This window comes from Gordonia oryzae, assembly GCF_003797185.1.
Taxonomy (GTDB): Bacteria; Actinomycetota; Actinomycetes; order Mycobacteriales; family Mycobacteriaceae; genus Gordonia; species Gordonia oryzae.
This window is the reverse complement of sequence record NZ_RKMH01000009.1, coordinates 215,900-232,688: the sequence shown is the minus strand read 5'-3', so window position 1 is coordinate 232,688 and position 16,789 is coordinate 215,900. Positions and strand designations below refer to the sequence as shown.

Below are 16,789 nucleotides of genomic sequence, written 5' to 3'. Positions count from 1 at the left end.
CCATGATCATGCCCGCCGAGAAGATGGTGATCAGCCGGGTCGACGGCGCGTCGTCGACCGCCTGGTTCGTCGGCACGGCGGCCGTCAACTGGATTGTTCTGCAAGATGATTCCGGAGTGACCCTGATCGATGGCGGGTATCCGCGTCAGGCGGGCTTGGTCGAGGAGTCGATCACGAAGGTCGGCGCGAACCCTTCTGACATCCGGGGCGCACTACTCACCCATGCGCACGTCGATCACATCGGCGGGCTGGTGAGTCTCGCTGCGCGTCATGGCTTTCCGGTGTACGCCGACCCGGACGAAGTGGGCCACGCCCGCCGCAACTACCTGCAGCAGGCGTCGCCTATCGACATCGCGTCGGTCGCCCATCGGCCGCGCGTCTGGCGCTGGCTGGTCCAGGTCGTGCCGTTGGGTGTGTTGAGCCGCAAGGGCATCGGGACGACCCAGCCCTTTGCGCATACCTCGGATCTGCGGCGTCCGCTGGATCTGCGGCGTCCGCTGGATCTGCCGGGCGCGCCGGTGCCGGTGGCATCCCATGGGCACACCGACGGTCACAGCGCCTATCTCGTCGCCGATGGGACGGTACTGGTGTCCGGGGATGCACTGGTCAGTGATCACCCGATCTCGGGAGTCTCCGGCTGCCAGTGCATCCCCGAGGTCTTCCAGCACGACGTGGCCGCAGCCCGGCGCAGCGTCGAGACGTTCACAACACTCGATGCGACAGTGCTGTTCCCCGGCCACGGGCCGCGCGTCGATGGCCAAGTGGCCGAGATGGCACGAGAGGCGTTGTCGCGCTGAGCGTGTGCTCGTCAGACGGTCGGTCGTCGTCAGACGGTGGTCGTCGTCAGTCGGTGGTCGTCGTCAGTCGGTGGTCGTCGGTCGGTCGTCATCGGTCATTGTCCGGCCACCGTCCGCAGGTGCCGGGGTCGCGCGATCGAGGTAGGCCCGGAACATCTCCACTTTTCCTCGGAGAACTTATCCGCCAGCAACTCCTCAACCGGCCCCGCATCACCGTCTGCGGCCAGCACGAGCCGCCGCCCCTCCGGATCAGATGCGTACCCATCGTGCGGCCGTCCTGATACCGACATCCGGGCCACCATCGACTACGAGAGCAGGCCCGGTGACAACAATTCCCACCGACCACGAAGATCTGCGGAGGCGTCCACTCTACGGCCATCTCGCGGCCCGCAGCACTGACGGATCGTTGCAGGTGAACCTCATGTGGTTTGCCTACGTCGGCACGCACATCACGTTCACCACCACCACGACGCGGCGCAAGTACGCCAGTCTCGCCGCCGATCCACACCCGGCATTGTCGGTGAACGACCCCGATCAGTCCTACCGGTACCCCGAGGTTCGCGGTGTGGTCGACTCCATCACCCCCGAATCCCGACGGCGAATTCTTCGACGAACCGGCCAACGGTTACCGATTGCAGTACCAGCGCCCAGTCGGCGAGGGTGTCGCCCGAGTCGTGATCGGTATGCGTCCCGGCGCAACCAGCTCGCAATGACCGACCCCGAATGGATCAGCCGCCCAGAATCTCGGCCAGACGCCGGATGGCGAACTCGTAGCCGCGGATGCCGTAGCCGACGATGATCCCGGCCGCAAGCGGCGAGACGTAGGAGTGATGCCGGAAGGCTTCGCGCTTGTGCACGTTGCTGATGTGCACCTCCATGATCGGCACCTCGGGGATCACCAGCGCATCGGCCAGCGCCACCGACGTGTGGGTCCAGCCCGCCGGATTGATCACGATGCCCGACACCTGACCGCGCGCCTGGTGGATCCAGTCGATCATCTCGCCCTCATGGTTGGTTTGCGCGGCCCGTAAACCGAAACCTACGTCGGCGGCCGTGCGCTCGGCGAGGGCGACGACGTCGGCGAGGGTGTCGGCGCCGTAGATGTCCGGTTGCCGCAAGCCGAGGGTGTTGAGGTTGGGCCCGTTGAGCAGCAGGATCGGCAGTCGTTGCGCGTCAGAGGCGGAATCGGTCGGCATGAGCGTCAGCCTAGTGCGGTCTCGGCGCGCACAGGCCACCCACTACCATCACTCTTTGTGCCAGCAGCGTCGACGGTCGGGCGAGCGAAGCTCGTAGCAATCATCACGGGCCTGCTCGGCCTCTTTCTCGCGCTCGCGACACCGTTCATGCCGGTCAACCAGACCACCGCGCAGATCACCTGGCCGCAGGACGGTCAGATCAATTCGGTCACCGCACCCCTGATCAGCTACGTCCCGATCGACCTCGACGTCCGTGTGCCGTGTTCGGCGGTCGGTGAACTGCGCGGCGGACAGTCGGTGCTGCTGTCGACGACTCCCAAGGGGGCCGAGAAGTCACCCGAACGTGGCCTGTTCATCCGTAAGACCGGCGCCGCAACCGATCCGGCCGACAAGCAGACCGTCGAGGTCGTCAATCGCAACGTGCCGCTGGTGTCGGCGACCATCGCGCAGATCGACACCCAGCGCTGCCGCGACATCGTCGTACACGCCGACACCGACGAGGTGACCGCCGAATTCGTCGGGATGACCAACGATAAGGGCGAGTCACTGTCGGGCACGACCGGCGACCGCGACCTCTACACCTCCGATCAGCGCCCGCAGGTCACCGGCCTGTTCACCGATCTGACCGGGCCGGCCGCGTCGCTACCCGGACTGCACGCCCACGTCACCATCGACTCCCGCTACACCTCCACGCCGACGATCCTCAAGTGGCTGGTCCTCGTCGTCGGCATCGTGTGCACCCTGGTGTCGTTGATGGCTCTGGCCGCGCTGGATTCGACCGACGAGCGCAAGCACCGTCGTATCTTCCCCGCCCGCTGGTGGCGCCTCAACGTTCGCGACTACGTGGTGTTGATCGCGCTGCTGGTGTGGCATGTCATCGGGCCCAACACCTCCGACGACGGCTATCTGATGACGATGGCCCGCGTCGCGCAGAACAGTGAGTACACCGCCAACTACTTCCGCTGGTATGGCGCTCCCGAGGCGCCCTTCGGCTGGTACTACGAAGCCTTCGGCCTGCTCAGTCACGTGTCGGTGGCCAGTCCGTGGATGCGATTGCCGGCCCTGCTGTGCGGCGTGGTGTCGTGGTTGATCATCAGCCACGAGGTGCTGCCGCGGTTGGGCCGAGCGGCCATCACCCGGCCCGGCGTCGCCTGGACCGCGGCCTTCGTGTTCCTTGCGTCGTGGTTCCCGTTCAACAACGGTCTTCGTCCCGAACCCATCATCTGTCTCGGCGCGCTGCTCACCTGGTGCTCGGTCGAGCGATCGGTTGCGACAGGCCGGCTGCTGCCCGCGGCGCTGGCCTGTGTCTTCGGCGCATTCAGCCTTGCCGCCGGACCGACCGGATTGCTGGCCGTCGCCGCGTTGATCGCCGGCGCCCGACCGATGATCCTTGCGCTCATCAAGCGGGCCCGGGTGATCGGCAACGGGTGGCGATCATTCCTTGCGTTACTCGCCCCGATACTCGCGGCCGGAACCTTCGTCATCTTCGTGGTCTTCTCAAACCTGACGCTGCGTTCCTTCCTGGATTCGTCGAAGATGAAGTCGACAATCGGGCCGTCCCTGCACTGGTACAACGAGATAGACCGCTACTCTTCACTTTTCGCGTTCTCCGCGGACGGTTCCATCGCCCGGCGCTTCGCCGTGCTGGCGATGATTCTCGGGATGGTGGTCTCGGCGGCGGTACTGATCCGCAAGTCTCGCATCCCCGGAACCGCGATCGGCCCGACCCGACGAATCGTCGGAATCACGTTTGCGTCGTTGGTCTTCCTGATGTTCACACCCACTAAGTGGACCCACCACTTCGGCGTGTTCGCCGGTCTCGCAGCGGCATTGGCCGCCATCGCCGCGATCGCCGCCAGCCAGAGCGCGATGCATTCCCGCCGCAACCGCACGCTGTACGCGTCGCTTGTGCTCTTCATCGTCGGACTGGCGTTCGCCGGCCCCAACTCGTACTACTACTCCTCGGCGTGGGGGATGCCGTGGGGCGTGGGCCAGCCGACCATCGTCGTGCGCCTGGGCACGTTGTTCCTGGCGATCGCACTGCTGTTGTTGTTGCTGGCGTTGTGGTTCCACTTCCGTGAACCGTTCTCCGACGCCGATCCCGACGCCGGGCCAGGCGAGGGGCGGGAGCGCGAGAAGTATCCCTGGTATCGGCGCACCTGGCACCGTCTCGCCGGGGCTCCGCTGGCCTGGGTGGCCGCACTGGTAGTGGTCTTTGAACTGGTCACCGCCGCATTTGCCGGTATCCACCAGAGTGATTCATACTCGGTACCCCGATCCAATCTGGAGGCGTTGGCGGGCAGGCAATGCGGCATGGCCGACAAGATCTGGGTGGAGGAGAACCCCAGCAACGACGAATTGTCGCCGGTCGACAAAACACTCACCGATCCACTCGCCGGACCCGCGACCCAGCCGGCGTCGTCGACGGAGCCGGCGACGAGCGGCTTCGGCCCCGGTGCCGTACCCGAGAAGCTCGACACCACAACCCCTGCGGGCGCACTCGGAGTGCTCGCCGGTGACGCCGCGGCCGACCCCGATGTGTTGATCGCCAACGCCGGTGGCACCGGTGGTGGTGAGGACACCACACCGGGTGTCAATGGCAGCCACGCCGCGCTACCCTTCGAACTCGATCCGTCGAAAACGCCTGTGCTGGGCAGCTATTCGAAGGATGACCAGGCCCCAGCACACCTGACCTCGGGCTGGTACGCACTGCCGACGGACTATCGGGATCGCCCGCTGGTGACCTTCTCCATCGCCGGTCAGTTCGACAATCCGCAGGATCTGGTACTGGAGTACACCACCGGCAAGATCGGCTCGACCACCGGCGATGGCGACCTGTCGGCGAACGGATCGGTGAACATGATCGACCCCGGACCCATGCCGTCGTGGCGTAATGTGCGGGTGCCCACCGCGGATCTGCCCGGCAACATCACCGCGGTCCGCATTGTCGCCACCGACGACAATCTCGCCTTGGATCGCTACATCATCGTCACCCCGCCGCGGCTGCCAAAGATGCGGACGCTGCAGGACGTCGTCGGGTCCACCGCCCCGGTGCACGTCGACTGGACCTCAGGGTTGGTGTTTCCGTGCCAGCGGCCGTTCACCCACCACGACGGTGTCGCCGAACTACCGCAGTGGCGCATCAAGCCCGGCGCAGACCTGTCCGCGGCAGTCTCGGCATGGCAGGACGCCTTCGGCGGTGGCCCGATCGGCTGGGAACAGGTGCTGCTCGAACCGACTGCCCTGGCAACGTATCTGAGGGGTGACGTCGGCCGGGACTGGGGCTCCCTGGAGAGACTGGTCCCCTACGATAACGTGACCCGCCACGCCGAGATCACCACCGGCACCGCCACCCGCAGCGGATTCTGGGCTCCGGCGCCGATCCGGCACTGAGGTCGCCGTCAGAGCCCTACCCCGATGGTCGAGGTGCGAACCGCATGCGGCGAGCCTCGAGAACCGGCGAGATAACAAGCCTCCCAAGCGCATCAACAGCAGAACAACCGAAACCCACCCTTATCACACTCCATCGACAGAAACGTCGACGGCGAACGACGTTGTCCACAAGCAGAATTGATCAAATCGCCCCCTCGCATCGAACACACTGGCGGCCTAGAGGATTAGCCGACACCAACCTACTCGGCCAAACCGACCAACGGGCTGTTGTGGACGTGGTCGGCAGACAACCCGGCGCTCGGCGGCGAGTTGCAGAACATGGGTGCCATCATCGAAGGCACCGCGACAATGCTCAAAGGAGCCCACCCGATGGTCGAGGAGTCGTGCCCGTGGCCCGGAAGCCTGTCGGCACAAGGGGTCTCGAGGATCGTCGCTGGCGCTCCTCGGCACCTCGACCAACCTCAACCATCGATCTAAGTGAGCGCTGTCGGCGAACTGGTGAGCGCTGTCGGTGAACTGGTGAGCGCTGTCGGTGAACTGGTGAGCGCTGTCGGTGAACTGGTGAGCGCTGTCGGCGCGGTGGTGGGCGCTGTCGGCGTCAGTTCATGATGGCGCGCATGGGTCCCGGCGTCCAGAGACCGGTGTGGGTGTCCTGGGTGACGACGAGATCGGCGGGCGTCTGATCCACCAGCGGGGTGAGCCGCTGCAGGCTGCCCCAATCCTTGGCCCACGAGTTGCGCAGGTAGGACGGGAGCACCGTCGCCGACAGGTCGTTGTCGACCATGCCGAGCGGACCGCCGTAGTTGCCGGCCATCCAGTTGCGTGAGTTGACCCGTTCGCCGTCGGCGTCGGGGGTGATTCGCCACTTCGGGATCTCCCAGATCCCGTTGTGCACCTCGGCCGGCCGCTGGCAGGGGAATGCCAGGGCGACCTCCCAGTCGAGCAGAGTCGGATCCTGGCTGCCGACAAGGTCGTTCAGTGTCACCATCGGGGTCACCCGCGGCGGGGTCACCGCGAGCCAACCCGAGGGATCCGAGGACGCGTCGGCGGCGACCACGCGCACGACACTCGCCCGTGGCGGCGCCTTGTCGAGCGGGAACCGCATATTGCGCCACGCGGGGTCAGTGGCAATCCCGAGCGGGACCTGGGAGGCAACCGTCGTCACCGAGCCATCGGGCTCGACACGGCCGAACTCAAGCCGCAGCTCCGGACCCGGATGGGTCACCGCGAGGTCGTCGACGTAGCCCACGGTGCCCGCCACCGACATCGTCACCAGCGGTGCATCTGGGCTGCGCTTGGGCAGCTGATACCACTCGGAGGTCAGCGAGGCGCGGCTGCCCGGGGCACCGTAGCTGCCGAGCACCGGTACCTTGGCCGGGTCGAGACCGAAGGGCAGCTTTACCGACGAGCCGTTGACACCCTTCCTAGCGGTGGTTCCACCTGCGGTATCGGCTGTGCCGCTGGAGTTCTCGCCGGTGTCGGTGGTCGCGTTGGGGTCAGTCTGGGTAGGGTTCTGCTGGTCGGAGTCGGCGTCGTTGTCGTCGTCGTAGGTGGTCTGTAGGTCCGTCGCCACCCCGTTGGGGGTGAATCCGACCATGCCCCTGCCCGCCAGCGCCGCACCCGGCGACGAGCTCTCTTGTCCGGCAACTCGCGCCGGGGAGAGCAAGCCCTTGTTGGGGTCGGCTTCGACGAGGACCGCATCGGCCAGCGCGCACGGGTTGCCACGCAGGGCGTTGACGTTGGAACTCGCCCACGACCACGAACCGCGTTGGGTCTGAATTGCTTTGGCGAAGGAAATCATGTTGAACACGAGCACGATCGCGACCACGATCGCCAGGGAGTAGGTGGGCATCCGGCCGAGGAATCCGCGGACCCCGGAACTCGGCTCGACGATCGGCTCACCCAGTTGGGCGCGGCGATCGTCGCGGAAATACTGCCAGGCGCCGACCAAGGTGATGATGACGGCGATCAGCAGAATCGGTTGGTAGAGCTTGATTCCGGCCACATTCGGGGTGTCGTCGCCCCACGGGATGCCGTAACTGCCGACGTACCACCATTGGTTGCGGCCGGTGAAGACGACAGCGAGTACGTAGGTGGCCGCCGCGGCGATGAAGGTCCGATTGCATCGTCGGCGGATCACCTGCGGAGAGATGAACGCTGTCGCCGCGGCGACGAGCACACCGGTCAACGTGGCGAACGCACCAAACTGATGCGTGGCCTTGGTTGGCGAGAAGGCCAGCACCCCAACGGCTCCGGCGAGGATCGCGACGATCCGCCACAGCGGCGCGGTGGCGATGCCGGGCACTCGGCGCCTACTCAACAGCACCAGCACGATCAGGATGACCGCGAAGAGCGTCATGAAGATCCCGATTCGGCGGGCAATCGAGCCGTCGGTGGTGGGGTTCTGCAGGATGTAGTACCGCATCGCCTCGGTCCACCACTTGTTGGTGGGTCCGACGATCCCCTGCACCTTGACGCCCTCGAGAATGGACGCGAGGGGCTGGTCGGCGAAGATTTCGTAGAGCACCAGTAGCCCCGAGGCGAGGATCGGGGTCAGCGTCGGGAACCAGCCGTCGCGTCGAATCCGCACGCGCAACCGGACGACAATCGGTCGCAGCGCCGCGATCAGGGCGACCGCCGCGATGGCACCGGCCGGGTGGACGGTCAGCGTGAAGGCCGCGACGACGATCGCCAGGGTCAGCGGGGAGAGACGGCCGGTCGCCACCGCACGCTCCACCAGCAACCATGTGGCGAGGATGCCGACGGCGAGAAAGGGTTCCACACGGAGACCATTGTTGAAGGCCAACCACACAGCGAGGAAGGCGAAGGCACCGGCCCAGCGGGCCGCACGCGAATTTCGGACTGCGCTGCCGATCCGGCCGAACGCCCCGCGCGAGAGCATGAACCAGCACAGGACGCCGAAGATCAACGGCAGCAGCCGAAGCCACGGGGTGGCGGTGCTGACCTGCATCCACAGCGCGAGATACTGGTAGTGCCAGCCGAACGGGTCCTGCGGCACACCGAAATACCGGTAGTAGTTGTCGAGGTAGCCTGCGCCGGGCGCGATCCGGCCGACGGTGACCTGGTATCCGTCGTCGGCGGTATTGCCGCCGACGAATAGCCAGATGATCAGCACGGCGACGACCAGCGTGTCCAGGACGCTGACGTGCCACCACGGCTTGCGGCCGGGCGGCAGCGCGGGTGCGTCCTCGTCGTCCCCCCGGGGCCGCTTCATCCGCCCCGGGAGCAGGCGGCGCCGTCTGCGTCCGTCCTGGGTGTCGAGGACCGCCAGCGCGATCATCGAGGCGATGGTCGCGACGATACCGACCAGCGCCGCAGCGAGTTTCAGTGTCGTGGGGCTCGACACGAAGCGGGTGTCGACGGTCGAGGAGTACGACAGTCCCGCGGTGTCGACGGTGGAGGGCAGGTCGGTGTAGACACCGATGATCTGCGGGCGCGCGTTGGGATCGGCGAGGCGGAACGAGGTCGATGCGCCGTCGGCGGCCGAAAAGCCCTGGGTCTCACCGCGGATACCGGAGGTGTCGGCGTGGATGACGATCGTGCAGTCCGGAGTGCTCTGCGCCTGCACCCGGGGGACGTTGAGCAGAACGGCGTTTCGTTGGGCGACCAGCAATCGGTCGGTGGTCGCGCGAACGAACAGTCCCACCTTGCCCGCTTCGGCCCCGTTCTCCGGGACTGTGCTGACAAGCACTCCGCCCCGGGCCGGCAGGTCGGCGGCGAGCCGGCACGGAACGCTCAGGTCGAGGTTGGTCGGCGTGTAGGAGACGTTGGGCGCCACGATGTTCTCGACGCCGGAGGCGTTCTGTGCGGTCGGCTGGGGCCACTTGATCTGCACCTTGGTGTAGGTGACCGGCAGCACCGCCATCGCGAGCGCCAGCACGATACCGATCAGGCCGGCGACGACCGCGACGATCCGTGCGATGCGGATCCGGCGGCTACGGCCGGCGGGCTCGGTGGGCGCGGGTGTCGTGGTGGTCTCAGTCATTCCCGCTCACCACCCTGATCGCCCCGCTCCTGCTCCATCCCCATTCCGTCGTGTCGCCCGTGCGCACCGTCGCCGGTCGCGCATCGGGCACCAACGGTGTCAGTTGTTGCAGCGCACCCCAATCCCGATACCAGTCACCCTGCAGATACGTCGCCATCGTGCTCGCCGAGGTCAACGCGTCGGCGGTGGTGAGGATGCCGCCACCGGAGGTCGCCGACTGCCACGACTTGGATTTGGAGAACGTCGTGGTGCGATCGGGGGTGATCCGCCACTGCGGGATCTGGCTGATCCCATTGGTCACGGCGATCGGGTGCTGGCACGGGAACTGGCTGCCGACCGACAGATCCAGCAACACCGGCGCGGTGGAACCGACGAGATTCTGCAGCGTCTCCAGCCGCGGCGCGCGCGGCGGGGTGAACGCCAGCCACTGATCGTTGGCGAGATTGTCGTCGACGGCCACGATCCGCATCGCGGTGGCGCCCGCAGGCACCGACGACATCGGGATACGCAGGTTGCGCCACGGACGGTTGGGACGGTCCGGTCCGGGATCGAGCGGCACGACCGGTGGCCCGATCTGCCGGAAATCACCGGAGGCACTCGCGGTTCCGAATTCGACGGTCAACGAGCGGCCGGGGGTGATGACCCCGTCCTGATCGACGGAGAGCACCGGCCCCGCCGCGGAGATGACGATCAGCGGCGAGGCGGTGCGCGCCGGTAGCGCGTACGGCAGCGAGGTCAGGGTCGCGGTGCCGTTGTCGTGGCCGTAGCTGCCCATGACCGGGGTGCGGGCCGGATCGAGGCCGAACGGCAGTGCCGCGGTGGAGCCGTTGACACCCTTGGGGCCCACTCCGCCGGTGGTGCCCGGTTGCGCACCGGTGACCACGAACGGCCGGGACGGATCGGCGCCGGTGTTGATGGTGCCCGCGCTCACCGTCGTCGAGTCGGGTGTGAGATCCCCGGCAACGCCGTTGGGGTCGAAGCCCTCGGACTTCCCGGCAAGTGCCCGGGAGATGTCTGCGGTCCCGATCGGTCGCAGCGCACCGGTGTTCGGGTCGGGTTCGACGAGGACCTGATCGGCCATTCCGCACGGATTGCCGGTGAGCGCACGCAAGTTGGCGCTGGCGGTGGTGTACGAATCCGACCGGGCGACAGCGGCCTTGGCGAACAGCAACAACTCGATGAGCACCACCATCGTCGCGATGATCGCCATCGGCGAGGAGGCGATCGCAGCCTTCACCCACCCCGGGGTGCGCGAGTTCTCCCGCATTCGACCGCGTTCGGCGTCGACGTCGATGCGCAGATGGAACCAGACCGCGGCGGCGAGCGCGAGCACGGTGAGCACCAGGAAGATGCTCGAGAGTTGCTGACCTTTCAGTACCGGGGCTTTGTCGAACCACGAGATACCGAAGTCGTAGGCCCAGCCCCAGGCGTTCTGGCCGGCGGCGGCGACCGCGCAGGCGAACAGCAGGCCGGCGATGTACACGCAGAGGTTGCGGGGTGAGCGGCGTGCCGATTCGGCCACGGCCACCGCGGCGACGGCGGCCAGTGCGGCCGCGACTCCTGCGTACACACCGAACTGCATCGTCCATTTGGTGGGAGTAAACGACAGCAGCAGCATCGACAGCCCGAAGGCGCCGATCAGGCGCCACACCGGCGCCGGGTCGACGCCACGAACATGCTTGCGGCGCAACATGACAGCGATGGTGACAAAGACCGCGGCGAGCAGCAGCACAACCGGGACGCGGCGTACGAGGGTGCCGTCCTGGCTGCTGAGCGTCAGGTAGTAGTAGCGCAGGAATTCCTGATACCACGACAGCACCGGACCGACGGTGTAGCGCACCCGGATCGCCTCGGCGACGGCGGCCAGCGTCTGGTCGCGGAAGACGATGATGACGACCACTCCGGCCATCGCCGCGACCGGGGCGAGCGTCGCGAGCAGACCGTGTTCTGCGGCGCGACGGCGCACGTTGCGCAGCATCGGCCGCGACCCGGCCACCAGGATCGCGACCGCGATGAGTCCCTGCGGTGCGGCCGCGAGGGTCATCCCGGCGGCCAGGGTGGCGCCGAGGGCCGGCAACATCCGGCGGGTGGCGATCGCCTGCTCCACACCCCACCAGGTCAGCAGCGAGCCGAGCACGATGATCGGTTCGGAGCGCAGGCCGCTGTCGAGCGGCATCCAGAACGCGACGAACACCGCTGCGGCGGTGAACATCGCCCACTGTGAGCGGCGCACCGCGCCACCAAGTCGCGGCAGCAGCACCCGGCTCAGGATGAACCAGCCGAGCAGCCCGGCGACGAGCGCGGGCAGGCGCATCCAGATGCCCGCCGTCGAGATCTGCGACCAGTGCGCGAGCAATGAGTAGTACCAGTCGAAAGGCGCTTCGGGAATCCCGTAGAAGCGGTAGTAGTCGGCGAGGTATCCGGCGTCGACGCTGTTGCGGCCCATCTCCAGGACGTAGCCGTCGTCGGGGCTGCCTGCCCCCAGGAAGTGCCATACGACCAGCACCGCGGTGACCGCGAGATCGACCGCACGCGGCATCAGTAGTCGGCGGACGTCGGGCAGGCCGATGCGTCGGTGATAGCCACCGAGGATGTCGAGGGCCGCGACGGCGACGGCCGCGACGAGTGCGGCGATCACGCCGAGGATCATCACGGCCAGCTTGATCGCCGACGGGGTGGTGTCGAAGCGGTTGTCGACGGTGATACGGGCGGACATGCCCGATGTCGAGTTCAGGTCGGTGAACAGTCCCGCGACCTGGGGCTGGTCGGCGGCTTCGGCGGTGCCCTGCGCGGCGGGTCCCGGCGTTCCGACGAAGCGTGCATGGGTGATACCGCCGGTGCCGGTCCGCGACACCCACACGTGCAGGCGTTGGCAGGTGGCGAGTTGTTCGGGCGTCGCGCTCGCCAGCTGGAAGTTTCGCACCGCGGCCGTCACACCGCCGGAGCCTGCGGTGATGAACAGACCGGAATCGGTGGCCTTCTGCGCGCTGCGCGGCATCGTCGACACGACGACAATCGATCGGGTCCCCGCTGTTCCGGCGGCATCGGCCAACACCCGGCAGTCGACGGTCACATCCAGGCTCGACGGCGTCTGCGCGACCAGTGGCGCGGTCACCGACAACGACTGCGGTTGCGGCCACGTGATGCCCGCGGTGTGGACGGTAACCGGCAGGAACGGAGTCAGGGCGGCGGCGACGACGGCGATCAGCCCGGCCGCCACGGCGACAATCGACCATGTGCGCGGATTCGACGGGATGGCCATCCCACCGATGTGCAGGGTGCGTCGATCCCCACGCCGATCGGGCGTGGTGGACGTCGGCGTCGCGGGCTCAGTCATCTCAGACCGACACAGTAGTGGACTCTCACTGAGAGCCGTCTCAGTAGTCGGAGTCGCGGTACGGGATCGGACTCGAGTCGTCCTCGCCCAGGCCACTAAATATTCCGGTCCGGAAAACGCGCATCCGCCAGCTGCCTGCGGATTCTCTATTTTCAATACGGAATCCGATTGAACGCATACTGTCGACCGGTTTGGCTGAAGCGTCGGCATCGGCCGGCGTCGGCGACGGGCCGCGTCGTCGACCACTCTCATGCGAGAAGGGTTCGTCCATGACACTCATCGGTCGAAGGATCATCATCACGTGCTCGGCGTTGTTTCTCGGTGCACTCGCAGCGGGTATGGCGGCGCCGGCCGCATCCGCATTCACCGTCTCACCGTACGGGAACGGCGCATTGGTCACCCTGACCCCGGGCGAGGCCGCCGCCGTACACAACGCACATGTGGGCGGCGCTGTGGATGCGGTCACCCCGGGGTTCGGTCACAGCTCGTCGAGCGGCCGTACCGTCGGCCAGTCCATCGAGTTCCAGACCGGAGTTTCGGCCAGGTACGACCGGCCGCTCTATGCAGCAGCATGGGGCGACCCGGCGAGCCCCTCCTGGGTAATCGGCACTCGGCGGTGAAGTGAGGCGACGCGGTGACCGAACACCGACTCCCCAGCGGGTCACATAGCATGGGGGATCGTGCCCGTGACCGCGTCGTCTCCCGCGCCTGATCAGTGTCGGCCAACGGGGTCGCCCTCGGTCGGTTCCACGCCCATCACGGTGATCGCCGTCATCGCGGGTGTCGTAGGGGCGGTGCTATGCGCTATCACACCGCTGCTGCCGGTGAGCGCGACGCAGGCGTCCTTCGATTGGCCGCAGCGCCCGGTGAGCACGGCAGCGATGACGCCGTCGGTGACGGCACCACTGATCGCGCAGACGGCCGAGTCTTTTGACGTCACGATCGACTGCGCGGTGTTGCGCGGCCTGCCCGCCGCGGGCGGCGTGGTGCTCGCGACGATGCCGACGGCCGCACCCGATTCAAAGGCCAAGGCCCTGTATGTGACGGCAAGCGGGGATGCGGTGTCGGTGACCTTCCGCAACGTGATGGCCTCGTCGATCCCGCGCAGCGAACTGGCCCGGTGTGCGCGGCTTCATGTGTTCTCCTCGGCGACCGCGACGGGAGCGCAGTTCGCCGGGCCGGGCGGTGCACATGTCGTCGGCAATTCGGCCGGCGATCTCGGCGCGGACGCTCGGCCTCAGATCGACGGGATGTTCACCGATCTGTCCGCTGCGCAGGTGCTGGCCGCCGGGTCGGGGTTGCGGGCGCACGTGCAGATCGACACTCGGTACGAGAGCACGCCGTCGGTACTGAAGCTACTAGTGATGATCCTTGCGGTGCTGTGCGTCGTGGTGTCGCTTTGGGCGTTGTTCTGGCTGGACCGGCTCGGCGGATATCGCAGGCGGGTCGGTGCACGCACCCGATGGACGCAGCGGCTGCGCCCGCGGCCGACCGATCTCGTGGTGACCGCGGTGATGGGCGTGTGGACGTTGTTGGGTGCGGGGACACCCGACGACGGTTACATCCTGAACATGGGGCGCACCGCGGGTTCGTTCGGTTACCTCTCGGATTACTACCGCTTCTACGGGATCCCGGAGGCGCCGTTCGACTGGTACTACGCCTTCCTGGCGCACTGGTCGACGGTCTCACCTGCACTGTTGTGGATGTTGGTGCCACAACTCGCTGCGGGACTGGCGAGTTGGTTCGTCCTGAGTCGAGTGTTGTTGCCGCGACTCGGTGGCGCGCTCAGCCGTTCGCAGTGGGCGATGTGGTCGGCGGCGTTGGTCTTCGCAGCGTTCTGGCTGCCGTTCTGCAGTGGACTTCGCAGCGAGTCGGTGATCGTCCTGGGATCGCTGGTGACCTGGTGGGCCGCCGAGAAAGCCATCGCCACACGGGCCCTGCTCCCGGCCGCCCTTGCCGCGATCGCCGCCGGGTTCACCCTCGCACTGGCCCCGCAGGGTCTCATCGGGGTGGCCGTCCTGATCGTCGCAGCACGGCCACTGCTGCACATCCTGCTGGACCGGCGGCGCGCGGAGGGTCTGGCACCGTTGGTCGCACCGATCGTCGCGGCCGGGGTGCTGGTGCTCATCGTCGTCTTCCGTGATCAGACACTGGCGACGGTGATCGAGGCGATCAAGGTCCGGTACGTGACCGGGCCGGTGATCGACTGGAATCAAGAGTATCTGCGCTACTACTTCTTGACGGTGAACACCAAGGACGGCGCCCTGACGCGGAGAGTGCCGGTGCTGTTGTTGCTGGCGGCGTTGATCGTCACGGTGGCGGTCATGTTGCGGCGCAGCCGGATCAGTGGGGTGGCACCGGGCCCCGCGTGGCGGTTGATCGGTGCCGTCGGGGTGAGCTTGTTGTTGCTGGCGTTCACCCCGACCAAGTGGACCATCCAGTTCGGGATCTTCGCCGGTCTCGGTGCGGCGCTGGCCGCCACCGCGACGGTGGCGGTGGCCCAGTCGGCGGGGCGCTCCACGCGCAACCTGACTGTGTTCGTCTCCGGATTGTTCTTCGCGCTCGCTGCGGCGATGGCCGGCAAGAACGCCTGGCCTTATGCCTACGAGTACGGCATCTCGTGGTTCGATCGAGCGCCGGTGGTGGCCGGTATCGGAGTGTCGACGATCTTCTTGGCACTCGCGGTTGTCGCCGCGGCACTTGCAGTGTGGCAACACCTGCGCCTGGATTACGTCGCCAATCGCGGACTCGCGCACGGCAACGGGCATAGCCGCGCCGATCGCCGGCGCATGGTTGTCGCGTCGTCGCCGATCGCGATCATCGCGGCGTTGATGGTGATTTCCGAAGTTCTGGTGTTCGCCAAAGCGGCGGCCGTCCGGTATCCCGCCTTCACGGTGTTCGGCGAGAATCTGAACACGCTGCGCGGCAACAGTTGTGGCATGGCCGACAAGGTTCTGGTGGAGTCGGACCCCAACGCGAACATGTTGCGCCCGACGGGCGGTGAGACGGCATCGGCGGCGTTGTCGGGCACGCGATCCGGTGCGACGTCGATCGGATTCACCCCCGACGGTGTTCCCGATGATCTCTCGCCCAAACCCGGCAGTGCTCGTCCCGGTCAGATGAATGTGGCCGCATCCTTCTCCCAGCCGTTCGCCATCACCGGCGGGCTCGGAGCGGGGACCACCGGCGGGCGCGGACCGCGGACCGTCAACGGCTCCACCGCGGCCCTCCCGTACGGCCTCGATCCCGCGACGACGCCGGTGCTCGGCAGCTACGGCTACACCGGCGAGGCCCGGCTGACCACCGACTGGTACGACCTACCGGCGCGCAATTCGACTCCGCTGCTGGTGTTCTCGGCCGCCGGATCTGTGGCGAGCATCGACATGTTCGGGGTGTACATCTTCGGCCGGCAGGTGGTGGTGCAGTTCGGCAGGCCGGGACCAGACGGCTCCTTCGAGCAGGTGGGCCCCGACGTGCTGCCGATCGATCCCGGGCCGGTGATCGCGAATCGGCCGTGGCGCAATCTCCGGGTGCCGATGGCGGCGGCACCGCCGGCGGCCACGGTGATGCGGCTGTCATTGCTCGACGACAATCTCGGCGAGGATCAGTTTTTGGTGATCACCCCACCGAGGGCGCCGAAACTGGCAACGCTACAAGCGGTTGTCGGTTCCGATGCGCCGACGCTGATCGACTTCAGTGTGGCCGCCCACTTCCCGTGCCAGCAGCCGTTGCAGGTCACCCACGGGGTTGCGCAGGTGCCACGATGGCGCATCCAACCCGACTTCGTGACCGCGAACTCGCAGTCGAAGACCTGGGAAGCCGGCGACGACGGTGGTCTCCTGGCGATTTCGGAGGGCACGACGTCGGCGCAGACGGTGCCGACATATCTGTCCGGCGACTGGTACCAGGGCTGGGGAGCACTGGAAATACTCACGCCGCTCGCCGCAGGCGCCCCCACCGCTGCGCTGACCGTCGGCACGAGCTCTCGATGGGGCTGGGCTCGAACGGGATCGATCAGGGTGGAGTCGTCGGATGACCAGTGACGGGCGGCAGGCCGATG

Annotated in this window: 8 protein-coding genes and 1 pseudogene; 6 read left to right on the top strand and 3 right to left on the bottom strand. The window is 67.0% G+C overall.

Going from position 1 to position 16,789, the window contains the following annotated elements; genetic code table 11:
• Positions 1-2 precede the first annotated feature (2 nt).
• Positions 3-797 (top strand): MBL fold metallo-hydrolase, encoded by a 795-nt coding sequence (locus tag EF294_RS13565; protein WP_123930845.1) that lies wholly within the window; start codon positions 3-5, stop codon positions 795-797.
• A 728-nt stretch (positions 798-1,525) separates the two neighbouring features.
• On the opposite strand, the gene aroQ is transcribed toward EF294_RS13565, so the two are convergent.
• Positions 1,526-1,993: a type II 3-dehydroquinate dehydratase gene (gene aroQ, locus EF294_RS13555; RefSeq protein ID WP_123930842.1), complete on the bottom strand. Its 468-nt coding sequence runs from the start codon at positions 1,991-1,993 to the stop codon at positions 1,526-1,528.
• Positions 1,994-2,050: 57 nt separating this feature from the next.
• On the opposite strand from aroQ, the gene EF294_RS13550 reads away from it, so the two are divergent.
• The 3 genes and pseudogenes from EF294_RS13550 (at position 2,051) to EF294_RS22465 (ending at position 5,995) form a co-directional block, all read left to right on the top strand.
• Positions 2,051-5,386, top strand: a complete 3,336-nt coding sequence (locus tag EF294_RS13550; RefSeq protein WP_123930839.1) for an arabinosyltransferase domain-containing protein — start codon at positions 2,051-2,053, stop codon at positions 5,384-5,386.
• Positions 5,387-5,604: 218 nt separating this feature from the next.
• Positions 5,605-5,740 (top strand): annotated as a pseudogene (locus EF294_RS13545) (HNH endonuclease); the annotation flags it as partial.
• A 123-nt stretch (positions 5,741-5,863) separates the two neighbouring features.
• Positions 5,864-5,995, top strand: coding sequence for a hypothetical protein (locus EF294_RS22465; protein WP_281276005.1), 132 nt, complete (start codon positions 5,864-5,866; stop codon positions 5,993-5,995).
• On the opposite strand, the gene EF294_RS13540 is transcribed toward EF294_RS22465, so the two are convergent.
• Positions 5,985-9,392, bottom strand: coding sequence for an arabinosyltransferase domain-containing protein (locus EF294_RS13540; protein ID WP_123930836.1), 3,408 nt, complete (start codon positions 9,390-9,392; stop codon positions 5,985-5,987). The genes EF294_RS22465 and EF294_RS13540 overlap by 11 nt on opposite strands.
• Positions 9,385-12,729 (bottom strand): arabinosyltransferase domain-containing protein, encoded by a 3,345-nt coding sequence (locus EF294_RS13535; RefSeq protein ID WP_123930833.1) that lies wholly within the window; start codon positions 12,727-12,729, stop codon positions 9,385-9,387. Before EF294_RS13535 ends, EF294_RS13540 begins: the two co-directional genes overlap by 8 nt.
• Positions 12,730-12,998: 269 nt before the next feature.
• Here EF294_RS13535 and EF294_RS13530 point away from each other — a divergent pair, with 269 nt between their 5' ends.
• Both EF294_RS13530 and EF294_RS13525 read left to right on the top strand, forming a co-directional pair.
• Positions 12,999-13,349, top strand: a complete 351-nt coding sequence (locus EF294_RS13530) for a hypothetical protein (RefSeq protein ID WP_123930830.1) — start codon at positions 12,999-13,001, stop codon at positions 13,347-13,349.
• Positions 13,350-13,409: 60 nt separating this feature from the next.
• Positions 13,410-16,772, top strand: a complete 3,363-nt coding sequence (locus EF294_RS13525) for an arabinosyltransferase domain-containing protein (RefSeq protein WP_123930827.1) — start codon at positions 13,410-13,412, stop codon at positions 16,770-16,772.
• Positions 16,773-16,789 lie beyond the last annotated feature (17 nt).